Consider the following 16,764-nt stretch of genomic DNA (forward strand, 5'->3'; position numbering starts at 1 on the left):
GCGATGAGTCGTGACGGGCCGAGTGCGACGCGGGCAGCGGGTCGGTCACAGCCGCTCGAGGTGCTCGTGTGCGGCAGTGGTGATGAACTTGACGAGGCGGCGCGAGGCCTGCGCCAGCGGCGCGCTCGCGGCGCTGAGCAGGTAGAGCTGCACCGGCACGGCGGGCGTGAGGTGCCGCACGCGCACGCGGCTCTGGTCGGCGCTGGCGGCGGTGAACGGGTCCACCAGCGTCATGCCGACCCCGGCTTCGACGAGGGCCCGCGCGAGCTGGTAGGTCTGCACCGTGACGCGGCTGCTGAGCGGCAGGCCCAGGGCCTCGCCAGCGTGGTGCAGCAGGCCGGCGAGCGGGTCGTCGCTCTGCAGGCCGACGATCTCGGTGCGGATGTCGGCCAGGTTCAGCGGGCCGTCGCCCAGCGCCTCGGGGCTGCCCAGCGGGCACAGCGCCATCATGGCGCCGCTGGCGATGGGTTCGGCCTTGATGCCCGGGTGGCGCGGGTCCTGCAGCGACAGCGCCAGATCGGCCTCGCCGAGCAGCAGCGCCGACACGATCTCGCGCGTGTGGTGCGTCGCCAGCGAGCAGCTGGCGTTCGGGAAGGCCTTGCACCAGGGCGTCATCGCCGCCGGCAGGATGGCGGTGGCCAGCGCGGGCGTGGCCACCAAGCGCACCTGTTCGCTCTCGCCATGGCGCAGGTTGGCGGCCAGGCGGCGGATGCCGACGAGGTCGCGGTTGAGCTTGTCGATCTCGACGAACAGGCGCTGCGCCTCGGGCGTGGGGTAGAGCTTGCCGCGCACGCGGTCGAACAGCGGCATGCCCAGCTGCAGCTCGCAGTGCTGCAGCACCTTGGTGACCGCAGGCTGCGAGATGTGCAGCAGCTGCGCCGCGCCGCTGACGGTGCCGGCCTGCATGATGGCGTGGAAGACCTCGATGTGGCGCAGCCTCACTTGCGGTACACCCCTTCGAAATTGACGCTGCCGTTGGGTGCCATCTTGAAACCCACCACGTCTTTTCGGATGGGGATGTAGACGGTCGAGTGCGCCATCGTGATCCAGGGCCGTTCGCGCTTGAAGATCTCCTGCGCCTTCTCGTAGAGCGCGTTGCGCCGGCCCTGGTCGGGCGTGGCGCGCGCCTCGTCGATGAGCTTCTCGAACTCCGCGTTGCAGAACTTGACGCCGGTCTTGTTGGTCGCGCAGCTCAGGTTGGGCGTCAGGAAGTCGTCCGCGTCACCGGTCTCGCCGCTCCAGCCGCTCATGTAGACGTTGTGCTCGCCGTTGTTGGCGCGCTTGAGGTACTCGCCCCATTCGTAGGTCTTGATGTGCGCGCGCACGCCGATCCGGGCCCAGTCCTGCTGGATGAGCTGGGCCATCAGCTGGCCGTTGGGGTTGGTGGGGCGCTGCACGGGCAGGGCCCAGAGGTCGATGTCGAAGCCGTCGGGGAAGCCGGCCTTGGCCAGCAGCGCGCGGGCGCGGGCCGGATCGAAGTCGTTCTTCAAGGCCTTGTTGTAGCCCGGAATGGACGGCGGGAAGGCGCTCACCGCCTGCATGGCATCGCCGCGCGGGAACAGCGCCTTGAAGATGGCATTGCGGTCGATGGCGATGTCCAGCGCCTCGCGCACGTCGCGCCGGTCGGTCGGCGGCTTCTTCAGGTTGAAACCCAGGTAGGAGATGTTCAGGGCCTGGATCTTCTCGATGCGCACATTGGGGTTGCCGGCCAGCGTGGTCAGGTCGACATCGCGCAGCGGCGCGGTCACGTGGCATTCGCCGACGGCGATCTTCTGCACGCGCACGTTGGGCTCTCGGCTGATGCTGAAGACCAGCCGGGTCGTCGGCTGTACGCCGCCCCAGTAGCCGGGGTGGGCGAGCATGCGCAGCACATCGTCCTTGGCGTAGCTCTTGAACATGAACGGGCCGGCGCCCACCGGCCGCACGTTGATCTGGCTGGCCTTGCCGGCCTTCAGCAACTGCGCGCCGTACTCGGCCGACTGGATGCCGGCCCAGGCGAAGGCAAAGTTCGCGACAAACGTCACGTTGGGCTGCCGCAGCCTGAAGCGCACCGTGTGGTCATCGACACGGTCGATGCCCTCGATCAGCTTGGCCAGGCCCAGGTTCTGCGGATAGACAAAGTTGACCGGAAAGGCCTTGTTGAACGGGTGATTGGGGTCGATGAAGCGCTGGAACGTGAACAGCACGTCGTCGGCGTTGAAGTCCCGCGTCGGCTTGAACCAGGGCGTGCTGTGGAATTTCACGCCCTCGCGCAACTTGAAGGTGAAGCTTTTGGCGTCGGCCGAGATCTCCCAGCGGGTGGCGAGCTTGGGCGTCAGCGCGGTGGTGGGGCGCTTGAAGCCGAGCAGGCCGTCGAACATCTGGGTGTTGACGGTGTTGGTGCTGCCGCTGTCCCACATGCCGGGGTCGAAGCCCTCGGGGCTGGCGTCCGAGCAATAGATCAGCGGCTTGCCTTGCGCGTTGGCGGCCGGTCCGGTGAGGGCCAGCAGCGCCAGCAGGGCCAGGTAGAGAGGCTTCTTCACTTCAGGGACGATGGGCGTCGAAATGCGTAGGGCATGGATTGTTGGCGAGAGCCTGCAGGTCTCAAGCGACACGAGCGTTCGGGTGCATAACCCAGACTTATATCGCCCGCCGAGGCCGGGCCGTCTGGTTCGGGCACCGCCCTGCTCGCAGGCGCCACGACACGGCCGCCGGCGGCGCCGCGTTGTAGGCTGCCGCGTCGTGCCGGCCCGGCGCGCTTTTCGAGGATTGAACACCATGCAGAAGATCGCCGTGATCGCCGGGGACGGCATCGGCCAGGAAGTCATGCCCGAGGGCCTGCGCGTGCTGCGCGCCGTGGCCGACCGCTTCGGCCTGCCGCTGCACTTCGACGAATTCCATTTCGCCGACTGCCGCTACTACGAGCAGCACGGCGACATGCTGCCGCCCGACTGGAAGGAGCAGATCGGCGGGCATGACGCCATCTTCTTCGGCGCGGTCGGCTGGCCGGCCATCGTGCCGGACCATGTATCGCTTTGGGGCTCGCTGCTGAAGTTCCGCCGCGAGTTCGACCAGTACGTGAACCTGCGCCCCGCGCGGCTGCTGCCCGGCGTGCGATCGCCGCTGGTGGACCGCCAGGGCCGGCCGCTCGTGCCGGGCGACATCGACATGTGGATCGTGCGCGAGAACACCGAGGGCGAGTACTCCAGCGTCGGCGGGCGCATGTACGCCGGCACCGAGCGCGAGATCGTGCTGCAGGAAACGGTGATGAGCCGCGTCGGCGTGGACCGCGTGCTGCGCTTCGCCTTCGAGCTGGCCGCCCGGCGGCCCCGCGCCAGGCTGACGTCGGCCACCAAGAGCAACGGCATCGCGATCACCATGCCCTACTGGGACGAGCGCGTCGAAGCCATGGCGCGCGAATTCCCCGGCGTGGCGGTGGACAAGTTCCACATCGACATCCTGTGCGCCCACTTCGTGCAGCGGCCGCAGGCCTTCGACGTCGTGGTGGCCAGCAACCTGTTCGGCGACATCCTCTCCGACCTGGGCCCCGCCTGCACCGGCACCATCGCGGTCGCGCCGTCGGCCAACCTGAACCCGACGCGCCAGTGGCCCAGCCTGTTCGAGCCGGTGCACGGCTCGGCGCCCGACATCGCGGGCCGGGGCATCGCCAACCCCATCGGCCAGATCTGGGCCGGCGCGATGATGCTGGACTTCCTCGGCCACCGCGCCGCGCACGACGCTGTCATGGCGGCCATCGAAGCCGTGCTGGGCGACCCGCGCGCGCCGCGCACGCCCGACCTGGGCGGCCAGGCCTCTTGTGCCCAGCTCGGCCAGGCCATCGCCGAGGCTGCGAAAATCGCCGCATGAAGCCCATCGCCTACACCCGCGCCCAGGCCCTGCCCGCCCTGCTGCAGCAACGCATCGCCGTGCTCGACGGCGCGATGGGCACCATGATCCAGCGCTACAAGCTCGGCGAGGCCGACTACCGCGGCGAGCGCTTCAAGGACCACGCCAAGGACTTGAAGGGCAACAACGAGCTGCTGCTGTTCACGCGGCCCGACGTCATCCGCGAGATCCACGAGCAATACCTGGCGGCCGGCGCCGATCTCATCGAGACCAACACCTTCGGCGCCACCTCCGTCGCGCAGGAAGACTATGACCTGCCGGAGCTGGCCTACGAGATGAACCTCGTCGCCGCGCAGATCGCCCGCGCCGCCTGCGACAAGTACGCCACACCCGACAAGCCGCGGTTTGTCGCCGGCGCGCTGGGCCCCACGCCGCGCACGGCCTCCATCAGCCCGGACGTCAACGACCCCGGCGCCCGCAACATCGACTTCGACACGCTGCGCGCCGCCTACTACGAGCAGGCCCAGGGGCTGCTGGACGGTGGCGCCGACGTCTTCCTCGTCGAGACCATCTTCGACACGCTCAACGCCAAGGCCGCCATCTTCGCGCTCGACGAGCTGATGGAAGCCACCGGCGAGCGTCTGCCGGTCATCATCTCCGGCACCGTGACGGATGCCTCCGGCCGCATCCTGTCGGGCCAGACGGTGACGGCCTTCTGGCATTCGGTGCGGCACGCGCGGCCCATCGCCATCGGGCTGAACTGCGCGCTGGGTGCCACGCTGATGCGGCCCTACATCGAGGAGCTGGCCAAGGTGGCGGGCGACGTGGCCGTCAGCTGCTACCCGAATGCCGGCCTGCCCAACCCGATGAGCGACACCGGCTTCGACGAGACCCCCGACGTCACGGCGCGCCTGGTGGGTGAGTTCGCGCAGGCCGGCTTCCTGAACATCGCGGGCGGCTGCTGCGGCACCACGCCCGACCACATCGCCGCCATCGCCAAGGCCGTGTCGGCCTACCGGCCGCGCGTGTCGGGCGAGAAGTTCTTCAGCCAGATGCTGGACGCGGCCTGAAGCCGCCAGCGGCCGCCTCATGCCGCTCCGGTCAGGCGGCCCGTTCGGGGTGGGCGGCCGCAGCGGCGCTGCGTGGCAGCAGGTGGCGACGCAGCCACACGAGCAGGTCGTCGACATAGGTGAACACCACGGGCACCACCAGCAGGCTCAGCGCGGTGGAGGTCAGCAGCCCGCCGATGACGACGATGGCCATGGGCTGACGGAAGCTGGGTTCGGCGCCCAGGCCCAGCGCGTTGGGCAACATGCCGGCGCCCATGGCGATGGTCGTCATGACGATGGGCCGGGCGCGCTTGTGGCAGGCGTCGACGATGGCCGCCATGCGTGACATGCCGCCTGTGCGCCGCGCGACGATGGCGTACTCCACCAGCAGGATGGAGTTCTTCGTCACGATGCCCATCAGCATCAGCACGCCGATGACGACCGGCATCGAGAAGGACTGGCCGGTCATCCACAACGCCAGCAGCGCGCCCCCCATGGCCAGCGGCAGCGCGCACAGGATGGTGGCGGGCTGCAGGAAGTCGTGGAACAGCAGCACCAGTACCGCGTAGATGCAGAACACGCCGATGGCCATGGCCACGCCGAAGCTCGAGAACAACTCCGCCATGCGCTGCAGCTCGCCCTGGTCGACGAAGCGCACGCCGGTCGGCAGCGAGTGCAGCGCCGGCAGCGCCAGGGCTTCCTTCTGCACCTCGCCGATGGCTCGTCCGTTGAGTTCCACCGTCAGCGTCACGTTGCGTGAGCGGTCGATGCGATCGATCTGCGAGGGGCCGCTGCCCAGGGAGATGTCGGCCACCGAGGCCAGGCTCACGCTGCCGTGGCTGCCGGCCACGCGCAACTGGCCGATGGCGGCGAGGTCTTGCCGCACGGCGTCGTCCAGCCGCACGCGGATGGCGATCTGGCGTTGCGGCAGGTTGAGCTTGGGCAGCGACGTCGAGTAGTCGCCATAGGTCGCGAAGCGCACCGCGTCGGCCAGCGCCTCGGAGGTGACACCCAAAGCGGCCGCCTTGGCGCTGTCCGGCCGGATCTGGATCTCGGGCCGTTGCAGCGCCGCGCTGGAGGTCACGTTGCCGATGCCCTTGAGCGTGCGCAGCTGCGCCTCGGCCTGTGTGGCGGCCAGCGTCAGCGCGTCGGGGTCGTCGCTGGCCAGCGTCAGCTGCAGCGCCTCGCCGCTGTTGCCGCCGCCCACCGAGATGCGCGTGCCGGGCAGCGTGCGCAGCAGGCTGCGCATCTTGGCCTCGACCTGCGACTGCTTCAGCGCGCGGTCGCTGCGGGCGGCGAGATCGACGGTCAGCGTCGCGCTGGTCAGGTCGGCGCTCGAGGAGGCGCCCATGCCGCCGCCGGTGGAGGCCGTGCCGGCGGACACGAACACGCGTTCCACCTCCGGCAGCGTCTTCAGCAGCTCGGCCGCGCGCATGCTCGTGGCGGTGGTCTGCTCCAGCGTCGTGCCGGGCGCCATCTTCAGCGTGATGCTGGTCTGGGCCTTGTCCTGGGCCGGCATGAAGGCCGTCGGAATGAAGGGCGCGACGGCGAGCGAGATGGCCATGAACAGCGCGGCGGCGGCCAGCGTCGTCTTGCGGTGCTGCAGGCCGGCACGCGCCCAGCCGAGGTAGCGCGTCATCGTCGGGCCATCGCTGTCAGCGTTGTGCGCCTGCGCCGTCTTGGGCTTGAGCAGGTAGGCCGCCATCATCGGCGTCAGCAGCCGCGCCACCAGCAGCGACGCCAGCACGGCGACCGACGCGGTGATGCCGAACTGCTTGAAGAACTTGCCCGGGATGCCGCCCATGAAGGCCGTCGGCAGGAACACGGCCACCAGCGTGAAGGTCGTCGCGATGACGGCCATGCCGATCTCGTCGGCGGCCTCCATCGCGGCCTGGAACGGGCTCTTGCCCATCAACAGGTGGCGCTCGATGTTCTCGATCTCGACGATGGCGTCGTCCACCAGCACGCCCACGACGAGCGACAGCGACAGCAGCGTGATGGTGTTCAGCGAATAGCCGACCAGCCACATGACGAGGAAGGCCGGCACGATGGACAGCGGCAGCGCGGCGGCGGACACCAGCGTGGCGCGCCAGTCGCGCAGGAATAGCCACACGACGATGACCGCCAGTGCCGCGCCTTCCAGCAGCAGGTGCATGGAGCCGTGGTAGTTCTCCTGGATGGGCTCGACCGTGTTGGACGCCTCCTGCACGGTCACGTTCGGGTGCGCCGCGGCAAAGGTCGCCACGGCCGCGCGGATGTCGCTGGCGACGCCGGTGTCCGAGAAGCCGCGCGAACGCGTGACCTGGAAGCCGATGACGCGCTTGCTCCCGTGCTTGTCGCCACGCAGGGCGATGGTGGAGCGCTCGGCGTGGCCGTCGCTGATCGTGGCGATCTGGTCCAGCCGCACGCTGCGGCCGTCGGCCAGCGGGATGGATAGCGCGGCGATGTCGGCAGGCCGGCCCACGGTGGCCAGCGTGCGCACGGACTGCCGCTGCCCGCCCAGGTCGCCCTGGCCGCCAGAACTGTCTTTCTGCACGGCCTTGAGCTGGGTCGACACGTCGGACGCCGTCACGCCCAGCCCGGCCATCAGCGCGGGCTGCAGATCGACGTGCACCTCGCGGTCCACGCCGCCGACGCGCGCCACCGAGGCCACGCCCTTCACCGCGAGCATGGCCTTGGTCACGTCGTTGTCGACGAACCAGGACAGGTCCTGCTCATCGAGCTGCGTCGATTCGACCGTGAAGGTCAGCAGCGCCGAGCCCGCGCTGGTGATCTTGGAGACGGTGGGCGAGGCCATGCTGGCGGGCAGGTCGGCCTTGGCACCGTCGATGGCGTTGCGAACCTCGTTGAGCGCTTCCTCGGAGTTCTTGTCGATGTCGAAGCTGACGCTCATGCTCACCGCGCCGTCGGTGATGGTTGTCGTGATGTGATCGAGCTTGGACAGCGAGGCGAGCTTGTCCTCCAGCTTGCGGGCGACCTCGGTCTCGAGCTGTGCGGGCGCGGCGCCCTCCAGCGAGGCCGACACCTGGATGGTGGGCAGGTCCATGTCGGGGAAGTCCTGCACCTGCAGCTTGCCGAAGGCCATCAGGCCGACGACCGTCAGCAGCACGAACAGCAGGATGGCAGGAACGGGATTGCGGATGGACCAGGCGGAGACATTCATGGCGCGGCTCCGATCAATGCGAGGCTGCGGAGGCTGCGGCCGCCGTCACGGTCACCTGAACGCCGTCCGACAGGAAGGCTCCGCCGCCGGCCACGACACGCGCGTTGGCCGGCAGGCCGTTCAGGATCTCCACGCGCTGCTGCTGGCGCCGTCCCACGGTCACGACGACGCTGTGCGCCTTGCCGGCGCCGTCCACCGTGTAGACGTAGTCGCGGCCGTCGCGCGACACCAGTGCAGTCAGCGGCAGCGTCAGCGCCGAGGTTGCCGGCAGCTCGACGTTACCGGTGGCGAACATGCCCACCCGGGCGGCGCTGTCGGTCGGCAGCGCGACATAGACCAGCGCGCGGCCGGTGTCGGTGCTCAGCACCGGGCCGACGAGGCGCACCTGGCCGTCCACGGCCTGGCCGGAGGGGAGGGTGACGTGCGCACGCTGCCCGTCCCTGATGAGCGCCAGCTGGCGCGCGTCGACCTCGGCGCGCCACTCCACGCGGCTCTGTCGCACCAGGCGGAACAGCTCCGTGCCGGCCGACACGACATTGCCCAGCACGCCGGTGCGCGTCGACACGATGCCTTCGTCAGGCGCGGTGATGCGGGTCTGGCGCAGCTGGAGCTGGGTGGCGTCCAGATCGGCCTTGGCCGAGGCCAGCGCGGCGCGCGACGTGGCCTCGGTGATGCGGTACTGCTCGACGGTCTGCGCCGACAGGCCGCCGCTGCCCTCGGCCAGCTTGGCGCGCTGCATGTTGGACGTGGCCTGCTCCAGCGTGGCCTGGGCCTGCGCGACCAGGGCCTGCTGCTTGTGCAGGTCGTTCAGCAGGCTCTCGTCTGCCAGCCGGGCCAGCAACTGGCCGCGCTTGACCCGCGCGCCCACGTCCACGGCCAGCTCGGCAATGCGCAGGCCGCCGGTCTCGGGCGCGACGATGACTTCCTGCCACGCCGCCAGCGCGCCGTTGGCCTGGATGGTCTGCGGCCACTGCAGCGTGGTGGGCGAGGTCAGGTCCACCGTCAGCACGCTGGGCGCGCTGGCGGCGGCGGCCGGGCCGCCGTCGGCAGGCTTGCTGCACGCGGTCAGGATGAGCAGGGCGGCGGCGAGGGCGCCGAAGGCGGGGATGCGGGTGGGCCGGTTCAAGAGGGGGCTCCGTTCTTGTTCGTGGTGACCGTGGCGCCGGGTGTCCAGCCGCCGCCCAAGGCCTTGTAAAGGGCGATCCAGTCGCTGACCTGGCTCTGCGTCAGCGTCAGGTCGTCGATTTCGGCGGACAGCGCGGAGCGGCGTGCCTCCTCCAGGCTCAGCAAGCTGGCCGTGCCGGCGCGCCAGTTGGCTTCGGTGGCGTCCAGGTAGCGGCGGTAAGCCTCGGCGGCGCGGTGGGCTTCGGTGGCGCGCAGGGCCGTGCTGTCGAGGTTGACCAGCGCCTGCTCCACTTCTCGCACCGCGCTGCGCACGCCCAGCTGATAACCGGCCAGCGCGCTGGTGTAGCTCGCGTTGGCGTTGTCCACCGCCGCCCGCCGCGCGCCGCCGTTGAACAGCGACATCGACAGCGCGGGCCCGAACGACCAGGTCGTCAGGCTCTGGCTGAGGCTGCGCGTGATGGCGCCACTGAGCGACAGGCTGGGGTAGAGGTCGGCCTGTGCGGCGCCGATCTCGGCGCTGCTCGCCGCCAGCTCGCGCTCCAGCGAGGCGAGGTCGGGCCGCTGGCGCAAGACCTGCGCCGGCACGCTGTCCACGGCCAACCCGGCGGGGCGCGGCACGGCCGTGCTGCCGTCGGCCATCGTCGCCAGCAGCTCGGGTTCGTCGTGGCCGGTCAGGTAGACGAGCGACTTCAGCAGCAGCGCACATTGCGCGCGCTGGTTGATGGCCGCCGAGCGGCTGCTCGCCAGGCTGGCCTGGGCCAGTGCGCCGTCGGACGGGGCCGTGAAGCCGGCCGCCACCATCGTCGCGGTCGTGGCCTCGGTGCGGGTCACCGAGACGAGTTCGCGCTCGTAGGCATCGGCCAGCAGGCCGCAGGCGCGGACCTGCACGTAGGTGTCGGCCACCTCGGCGGCCAGCGACACGCGGGCGTCGTGCCAGTCGGCCTCGCGCGCCTCGACGCGGGCGCTGGCGGCCTCGGTGTTGCGGCGTGCGCGGCCGAACAGGTCGAGCTCCCACGACGCATCCAGCCCCGCGCTGCGTGTCGTCGCGCTCGTCGCGGCCGTGCCGCCGCTGCGCGTGGCGCCGGCGGTCGCGGTGAGCACCGGCAGCGAGCCAGCGCGTGCCGTCGTCAGCGTCGCGCGCGCCTTCTCGATGCTGGCCCAGGCCTGCGTCAGCGTCGGGCTGTCGGCCTCGGCCCAGGCGATGAACCGCGTCAGCGCGGCGTCGTTGAACTGGGCCCACCAGTCCTGCAGCGCGCCGGCCTGGCCGTCGTGCGGCACGGGCGCGTGCCAGGTCATGGTGCCGGTGGTGGCCGGGGCGCGGTAGGTGGGCCCGACGGCGCAGCCGGCGAGGGCCAGCATGAGCGCGGCGCAGGCGGTCGAGAGGGCGTGTGGAATCGGTGCTTTGTGCATGAGATACCTGTTGGATCTCATGCTAGGAAGCGGGTCGGTTAAGCGGCTTCCGACAGGGTTAAGGTGGGTAAAACGGATGGCCCGCCCGGCACGGGGCCGCAGATACTCGTCACCGATGAACAAGGTCCTGCTAGTCGACGACGACGTCGAGCTCACCACCATGCTCTCGCAATACCTGCTGCGGGAGGGCTTTGACGTGCATGCGGTGCACGACGGCGAGGCCGGTGTGGCCGAGGCCATCGGCAACGGCAACGGCTACAGCATCGTCATCCTCGACATCATGATGCCGCGGCTGTCCGGCATCGAGGCGCTGCGGCGCATCCGCACGACCAGCCAGGTGCCGGTGCTGATGCTGACCGCGCGTGGCGACAACATCGACCGCATCGTCGGGCTCGACATGGGCGCCGACGACTACGTGCCCAAGCCCTGCACGCCGGGCGAACTGCTGGCCCGCATCCGCGCCATCCTGCGCCGCACCGAGGGACGCGGGCCGGCGCCCGCGGCGCCGGTTGCCAGCGGCGTGAAGCAGCTGCTGGCCGGTCCGCTGGCCCTGTCGCCCGGCAGCCGCAGCGCCACCTGGCAGGGCCAGCCGCTGGAGCTGACCGGCACCGAGTTCTCGCTGCTGGAGGTGCTGGCGCGCCAGGCCGGCCAGCTCGTCAGCAAGCAGGACATCTCGCTGCAGGCCTTCGGCCAGCCGCTGGCGCGCTTTGACCGCCGCATCGACGTGCATATCAGCAGCATCCGCCAGAAGCTCGGCCTGCGCGGCGATGGCCAGTCGTGGATACAGAGCGTGCGCGGGCGCGGCTACCAGTTGCTGCTGGACTGAGCCGCCGTGAACACCCGCTCCGCGCGCCGCCCCGGCCGGCTGTTCTGGAAGTTCTTCCTGTCCCAGTGGCTGGGCATGTTGATGACGCTGGTCGTCGTGACGACCTACTTCCATCTCAGCGGTCACGAGCCGCCGCCCCATCCCCGGGGCGAGGCGTTGTTGTTCGGCGTCGTGCCGGTCGTGCCCTTCACCACGGGGGTGATCGGGATGCTGCTGACCAGCGCCGGCCTGGCCTGGTATTTGTCGCGGCCCATCCGCCACCTCAGCTGGGCGTTGCATCAGGTGGCGGACGGGCGGCTGGAAACCCGCGTGCAGCACCGCATGGGCGGGCGGGACGACGAGATCGTCGACCTCGCCGGCGACTTCGACCGCATGGCGCGCCAGCTGCAGCAGCTCACCGAGTCGCGCCAGCAGCTGCTGCACGACATCTCGCACGAGCTGCGCTCGCCGCTGGCGCGGCTGCAGGTGGCCATCGGTCTCGTGCGGCAGGACCCGGCCAGCGCCGAGCCCATGCTGGACCGCATCGAGCGAGAGAGCCAGCGGCTGGACGCGCTGATCGAGGAGCTGCTGACCTGGCACCGCCTGGAAGCCGGCGCGGCCGTGCCGCCGCCCAGCCGGCTCGATGTCGTGGAGCTGCTGCAGGCCATCGCCGACGACGCCCATTTCGAGGCCCAGGCCCGTGGCCAGGCGGTGCGGCTGGATGCCCCCGTCGAGTTCGTCGCGCAGGTGCATGGCGAGCTGCTGTACCGGGCCTACGAAAACGTCATTCGCAACGCGATCAAGTTCAACGCGCCGGACGGCGAGGTGCTGGTCAGCGCGCGCGTGGACGCGGCCGGCCAGTGGCTGACCTGCACCGTCGAGGACCGTGGCCGCGGCGTGCCCGTCGACATGCTCGGGGCCATCTTCCAGCCCTTCGCGCGGGTGGCCGGCTCGGACAACGTGCAGGGCGTCGGCCTGGGCCTGGCGATCGCGCAGCGGGCGTTCGCGCTGCACGGCGGGCGCATCCACGCCGAGCGGCGCGAAGGCGGCGGTCTGCGCATGGTGATGGCACTCCCACGCGGCGAGCTTTACCCAGGCTAACCTTCCCGAACCGCAGGCAACACGCGGCCTTTCTAGCATCGCGTGTCGTTTGTCGCCGCGCGTTTGCCCAGAGCCATGAGATTTCCCTTCCGCCCGCCCGGCCCCTTCTGGCGGGAGTGGCTTCTGGTCAGCCTGCGAGTGTTTGCACGAACAGCCGTGGCCTTGTTCGTCGTGATGTCGCTGGCCTGGCCCTTGCTGCGTTTGCTGATGCAGCAGGCCGCGTCCACCGCCGATGGTGACGACGCCTGGCCCTGCGAGTCGCCGGCCCGCTCAAGGCGGCGCGAGGAGTGAGCGCGCGTCCTTCCCCGGGCGGCGTTCGTGCTCGCGCAGTGCCGCCGTCCCGACGCCGGGCCTTCGCCGCGTCGGCCGTCTGCGCCGGGCATGCGCTGGTGCTGCTGGGGCTGCTGCAGCATCGGCAGGCGCCATCGCGCGACGCTGCCGAGCCGGCACGGCTGCTGCAGGTCCGGTTGTTGTCGGCGCCCCGTACGCCCGCGCCGCAAGCGCCAGCGGCGCCACGGCGGCCGTCACCCGTGGCGGCTGCCGCACCCCAGCCGGTAGCAGCGCCCGTCGCACTGCCCGCGCCAGCGCGATCCATCGCCGAACCGGTGGCGGCGCCCGCGTCGCCCGGCGGCGCGGAGGCGGCCGCCGCCGCTTCGTCGGGCCCGGTCTCCGGCGGTGGTGGCGGTGGCGCGTTGTCGCTGAAGCCCTCGCGCGACGTGCTGCTGGGATCGATGGGGTCCAACGAGGCGGTCAACGATCCGCGCAGCAACACGCCCAAGCCCACCTTCGAAGAGCGCATCGCGATGGCCCTGAACCCCGAGCTGTGCGTGAAGGTGGAGCGCCTGCCCGACGGCACGATCAAGCGCTCCATGGGCAAGTGGCGCGGCGTGCAGTCGACAGCGCAGAGTTCCGGCGTCACGAGCGGTGGCGGCAGCGGTGCCGGTGTCGCCGGGTCCGGCGGCGGTGGACTGACGCTGGGCGGCGGCGGGGGTGGTGGCATACGGCTGTGCACCTAGGGTCCGTCAATGCTGAGGCCGCTTCCGGGGGGGGCGTGTGCCCCGACCGTCGCAGCCCCTCGCCCGCTGCGGGGTTGGCGGGACTCGGGCATATTGCGGCCCATGAATTCAACGACCCTACCCACCCCGGGCGACGAGCTGCCCGCCGTCGTCGACGCGCTGCGCAGCGCCCGCCAGCGTTGGCGTGATGCGCACCGGCGCGGCGGTGATGGCCGCGAGCTGCCGTCCCGCGAGCTGCTGGCCGCCATGGTGCAGAGCCTGTCGGGCGCGTTGTTCCCGATGCGCCTGGGCCCGCCCACGCTGCGACCCGAGGACGAGGATTTCTATGTCGGCCACACGCTCAGTGCGGCGATGGTCACGCTGCGCCAGCAGGCGGCGCTGGAGCTGCGCCACGACGCGCGCCAGCGCGGCGATGCGTCACCGGTGAGCGATGCCGACGAGCTGGCCAGCCGGTTCCTGCGCCAGCTGCCCGAGGTGCGGGAACTGCTGGACAGCGACGTGCTGGCCGCCTACCAGGGCGACCCTGCGGCGCGCAGCGTCGACGAGGTGCTGCTGTGCTACCCGGGGCTGCGCGCGCTGATCAGCCACCGCCTCGCGCATGAGCTGTACCGGCTGGGCCTGCCGCTGATCGCGCGTGTCGTGGCCGAACTGGCCCATGCCGACACCGGCATCGACATCCACCCAGGTGCGTCCATCGGCCCGGGCTGCTTCATCGACCATGGCACCGGCGTCGTCATCGGCGAGACCGCCGTGCTGGGCCGGCGTGTGCGCATCTACCAGAACGTCACGCTGGGCGCCAAGAGCTTCCCCACCGATGGCGACGGCCATCTGCTCAAGGGGCAGCCGCGCCACCCCATCGTCGAGGACGAGGTGGTCATCTATGCCGGGGCGACGGTGCTGGGGCGCATCACGCTCGGGCGCGGCTCGGTCATCGGCGGCAATGTGTGGCTCACGCGCAGCGTTCCGCCGGGCAGCGTCGTCACGCAGGCCGACATGCAGTCGCACTGCGCGCCGTCGGCCTGAACCCGGCCGACCTACACTGCCCGGCCCCGCGGCAGCCCGCTGCGGGCCCCATGCTGGAGCTCCATGTCCCCGTCCCCCGCCCTGCAGGCGCTGGCCCCGATTCGTGGTGACATGGCTGCGCGTGTGCGCGCATTCCCGTGGGAGCGCACATCGCTCGGCCCGCTGGAGCACTGGCCGATCGCGCTGCGCATCACGGTGGCGACGATGCTGGAGTGCCAGCTGCCGATGTACCTGGCCTGGGGCGAGGACTTCGTGCAGATCTTCAACGACGCCTACCTGCCCATCCTGGGCGCCAAGGGTGCGTCGGCGCTCGGCGCGAGCGCGCCTGACACCTGGGCCGAGATCTGGCCGCAGATCGGCCCGATGTGGCAGCGAGCGCTCGGCGGCGAGCCCGTGGGCTTCGACGACTTCAAGCTGACCATCGACCGGTTCGGCTACCCCGAGGACGTCTATTTCAACTTCTCCTACAGCGCCGTGCGTGACGAGCAGGGGCGGGCCCACGGGCTGCTGGTGACGTTTGCCGAGACGACGGAGAAGGTGCTCACGTCCCGCCGGCTGGCCTTCCTGGATGGCCTGGCGCAGGCCACGCGCGGCATGACCGACCCCGCCGCTGTCATGCGCACGACGGCCGAGCGTCTGGGCCGCCACCTGGGCGTGAGCCGCTGCGCCTATGCGACCGTGCGCGAGGACGAGGACACCTTCGACCTCATCGGTGACTTCAACGACGGCGTGCCCAGCATCGTCGGCACCTACCGTTTCGGCGACTTCGGGGCCACCGTGCTGCAGCTCATGCGTGCGGACCTGGTCTATGTCAACCACGACGTGGACCGCGACCCCGCTACGGCCGGCGCCGATCTGACGGCCTACCGGCGCACGCGCATCCAGTCCGTCATCTGCGTGCCGCTGCACAAGGATGGCCGCTTCGTGGCCGGCATGGCGGTGCATCAGAGCGTGGCGCGGCATTGGACCGACGATGAGATCGGGCTCGTGAAGGTCGTCGTGGCGCGCTGCTGGGAGGCCCTGGAGCGCACGCGTGCCGAAGCGGCGCAGCGCGAGGCAATGCACGAGCGCACGCAGCTGCTGGAGAGCGAGCGCACCGCGCGGCTGGCGGCGGAGCAGGCCGGGCTCGTGAAGGACGAGTTCCTGGCCACGCTGTCGCACGAGCTGCGCACGCCGCTGAGTGCCATCACGGGCTGGGTGCACATTCTGCGGCGCAAGTTCGGGGGGCGCGACGCCGACCTCACGAAGGCCATCGACGTCATCGACCGCAGCGCCAAGGCGCAGACGCAGCTCATCGAGGACCTGCTGGACATGAGCCGCATCACCTCCGGCCAGCTGGCGCTGGAGGTGGCGCCGGTGTCGCCGGCCAGCTTCACGTTGGCGGCGGTGGAGCTGCTGGCTCCGGCGGCTGAGCGGGCCGGTGTGACGCTGACCACCGATGTGGCGCCCAGCGAGGACGCCGCCGTGATGGGCGACGCGGCGCGGTTGCAGCAGGTGGTGGCCAACCTCGTCTCCAACGCCATCAAGTTCACGCCGCGAGGCGGCCATGTGCAGGTGTCGCTGCGCTGCGAGGCCGGCACGGCCGAGATCTCCGTGGCCGACAGCGGCATCGGCATCGCGCCGGCCTTCCTGCCCTTCGTGTTCGACCGCTTCCGCCAGGCCGACGGCTCCATGGCGCGCCGCTACGGCGGCCTGGGGCTGGGGCTGTCCATCGTGCGCAACCTCGTCGAGCTGCATGGCGGGCAGGTGCGCGCGCACAGTGACGGCGAAGGCCGCGGCGCGCGGTTCAGCGTCACCTTGTCGCTCATCGCTGCCCGCAATCCGGCCTGCCCGCTGCCGGAGACGGGCGCCGTCGATCGCACCTCGCTGGCCGGTGTGCGGGTGCTGGTGGTGGATGACGACGAGGCGGCCCGCGAGATGGTCACGCGCGCACTGGAACTGCAGGGCGCCCAGGTGTTGGCGGCCGCCAGCGGGGCTGAGGCGCTGGCGCTGCTGCCAGGCTCTCGGGCCGACCTGCTGATCTCGGACCTGGGCATGCCCGAGATGACCGGCTTCGAGCTGCTGGCGCGCATCCGCGCGCTACCACCGGAGCAGGGCGGCAGCATCCAGGCCATCGCGCTGACGGCGTTCGCGCGCGAGGCCGACCGCCGCCGCGCCCTCGCGGCCGGCTTCCAGCACCATTTCCGCAAGCCGGTGGAGTTCTCGGCGCTGGTGCGCGTCATCCAGGCCATGGCCCGCGCCTGACGC

The 16,764-nt window shown here is 70.8% G+C and carries 13 protein-coding genes; 8 read left to right on the plus strand and 5 right to left on the minus strand.

Annotation, left to right across the window (positions count from 1 at the left end; translation table 11 throughout):
• Positions 1 to 45: 45 nt before the first annotated feature.
• Together ACG00X_RS12220 and ACG00X_RS12225 are read right to left on the minus strand one after the other, a co-directional pair.
• A complete protein-coding gene (locus tag ACG00X_RS12220; RefSeq protein WP_394488455.1) occupies positions 46 to 942 on the minus strand; it encodes a LysR family transcriptional regulator in 897 nt (298 codons plus the stop codon).
• Positions 939 to 2,522: an ABC transporter substrate-binding protein gene (locus tag ACG00X_RS12225; RefSeq protein ID WP_394488456.1), complete on the minus strand. Its 1,584-nt coding sequence runs from the start codon at positions 2,520 to 2,522 to the stop codon at positions 939 to 941. The genes ACG00X_RS12220 and ACG00X_RS12225 overlap by 4 nt, the downstream gene beginning before the upstream one ends.
• Before the next feature lie 235 nt (positions 2,523 to 2,757).
• On the opposite strand from ACG00X_RS12225, the gene ACG00X_RS12230 reads away from it, so the two are divergent.
• Positions 2,758 to 3,846, plus strand: a complete 1,089-nt coding sequence (locus ACG00X_RS12230) for a tartrate dehydrogenase (protein ID WP_394488457.1) — start codon at positions 2,758 to 2,760, stop codon at positions 3,844 to 3,846.
• Complete coding sequence (locus ACG00X_RS12235; RefSeq protein WP_394488458.1) at positions 3,843 to 4,895, plus strand: homocysteine S-methyltransferase family protein; 1,053 nt, start codon at positions 3,843 to 3,845, stop codon at positions 4,893 to 4,895. The genes ACG00X_RS12230 and ACG00X_RS12235 overlap by 4 nt, the downstream gene beginning before the upstream one ends.
• Positions 4,896 to 4,926: 31 nt before the next feature.
• Here the strand turns inward: ACG00X_RS12235 and ACG00X_RS12240 are convergent, their stop codons facing one another.
• From ACG00X_RS12240 to ACG00X_RS12250, 3 genes are read right to left on the minus strand one after another with little or no spacing between them, the layout of a single operon-like run.
• Positions 4,927 to 8,037, minus strand: a complete 3,111-nt coding sequence (locus ACG00X_RS12240) for an efflux RND transporter permease subunit (RefSeq protein WP_394488459.1) — start codon at positions 8,035 to 8,037, stop codon at positions 4,927 to 4,929.
• Positions 8,038 to 8,050: 13 nt separating this feature from the next.
• Positions 8,051 to 9,163: an efflux RND transporter periplasmic adaptor subunit gene (locus ACG00X_RS12245; RefSeq protein WP_394488460.1), complete on the minus strand. Its 1,113-nt coding sequence runs from the start codon at positions 9,161 to 9,163 to the stop codon at positions 8,051 to 8,053.
• Entirely contained in the window at positions 9,160 to 10,572 is a 1,413-nt protein-coding gene (locus ACG00X_RS12250; protein WP_394488461.1) for an efflux transporter outer membrane subunit, read from the minus strand. The genes ACG00X_RS12245 and ACG00X_RS12250 overlap by 4 nt, the downstream gene beginning before the upstream one ends.
• A 115-nt stretch (positions 10,573 to 10,687) precedes the next feature.
• On the opposite strand from ACG00X_RS12250, the gene ACG00X_RS12255 reads away from it, so the two are divergent.
• From ACG00X_RS12255 to ACG00X_RS12280, 6 genes are all read left to right on the plus strand, one after another.
• Positions 10,688 to 11,398 carry a response regulator gene (locus ACG00X_RS12255; RefSeq protein WP_394488462.1) on the plus strand — a complete coding sequence of 237 codons (711 nt, stop codon included), beginning with the start codon at positions 10,688 to 10,690 and terminating at the stop codon, positions 11,396 to 11,398.
• Positions 11,399 to 11,404: 6 nt separating this feature from the next.
• Entirely contained in the window at positions 11,405 to 12,478 is a 1,074-nt protein-coding gene (locus ACG00X_RS12260) for a HAMP domain-containing sensor histidine kinase (protein ID WP_394488463.1), read from the plus strand.
• A 75-nt stretch (positions 12,479 to 12,553) separates the two neighbouring features.
• The gene (locus ACG00X_RS12265; protein WP_394488464.1) at positions 12,554 to 12,769 is read left to right on the plus strand and encodes a hypothetical protein; all 216 of its coding nucleotides are present in this window, start codon (positions 12,554 to 12,556) and stop codon (positions 12,767 to 12,769) included.
• Between the two features lie 38 nt (positions 12,770 to 12,807).
• Positions 12,808 to 13,494 carry a hypothetical protein gene (locus ACG00X_RS12270; RefSeq protein ID WP_394488465.1) on the plus strand — a complete coding sequence of 229 codons (687 nt, stop codon included), beginning with the start codon at positions 12,808 to 12,810 and terminating at the stop codon, positions 13,492 to 13,494.
• Positions 13,495 to 13,596: 102 nt separating this feature from the next.
• On the plus strand, positions 13,597 to 14,517 hold the full coding sequence (gene epsC, locus ACG00X_RS12275; RefSeq protein ID WP_394488466.1) for a serine O-acetyltransferase EpsC: 921 nt from the start codon (positions 13,597 to 13,599) through the stop codon (positions 14,515 to 14,517).
• A 63-nt stretch (positions 14,518 to 14,580) separates the two neighbouring features.
• A complete protein-coding gene (locus ACG00X_RS12280; protein ID WP_394488467.1) occupies positions 14,581 to 16,761 on the plus strand; it encodes an ATP-binding protein in 2,181 nt (726 codons plus the stop codon).
• The last annotated feature ends 3 nt before the right edge of the window (positions 16,762 to 16,764 follow it).

This window comes from Pelomonas nitida (assembly GCF_043555975.1).
In the GTDB taxonomy this organism is placed as follows: domain Bacteria; phylum Pseudomonadota; class Gammaproteobacteria; order Burkholderiales; family Burkholderiaceae_C; genus Pelomonas; species Pelomonas nitida.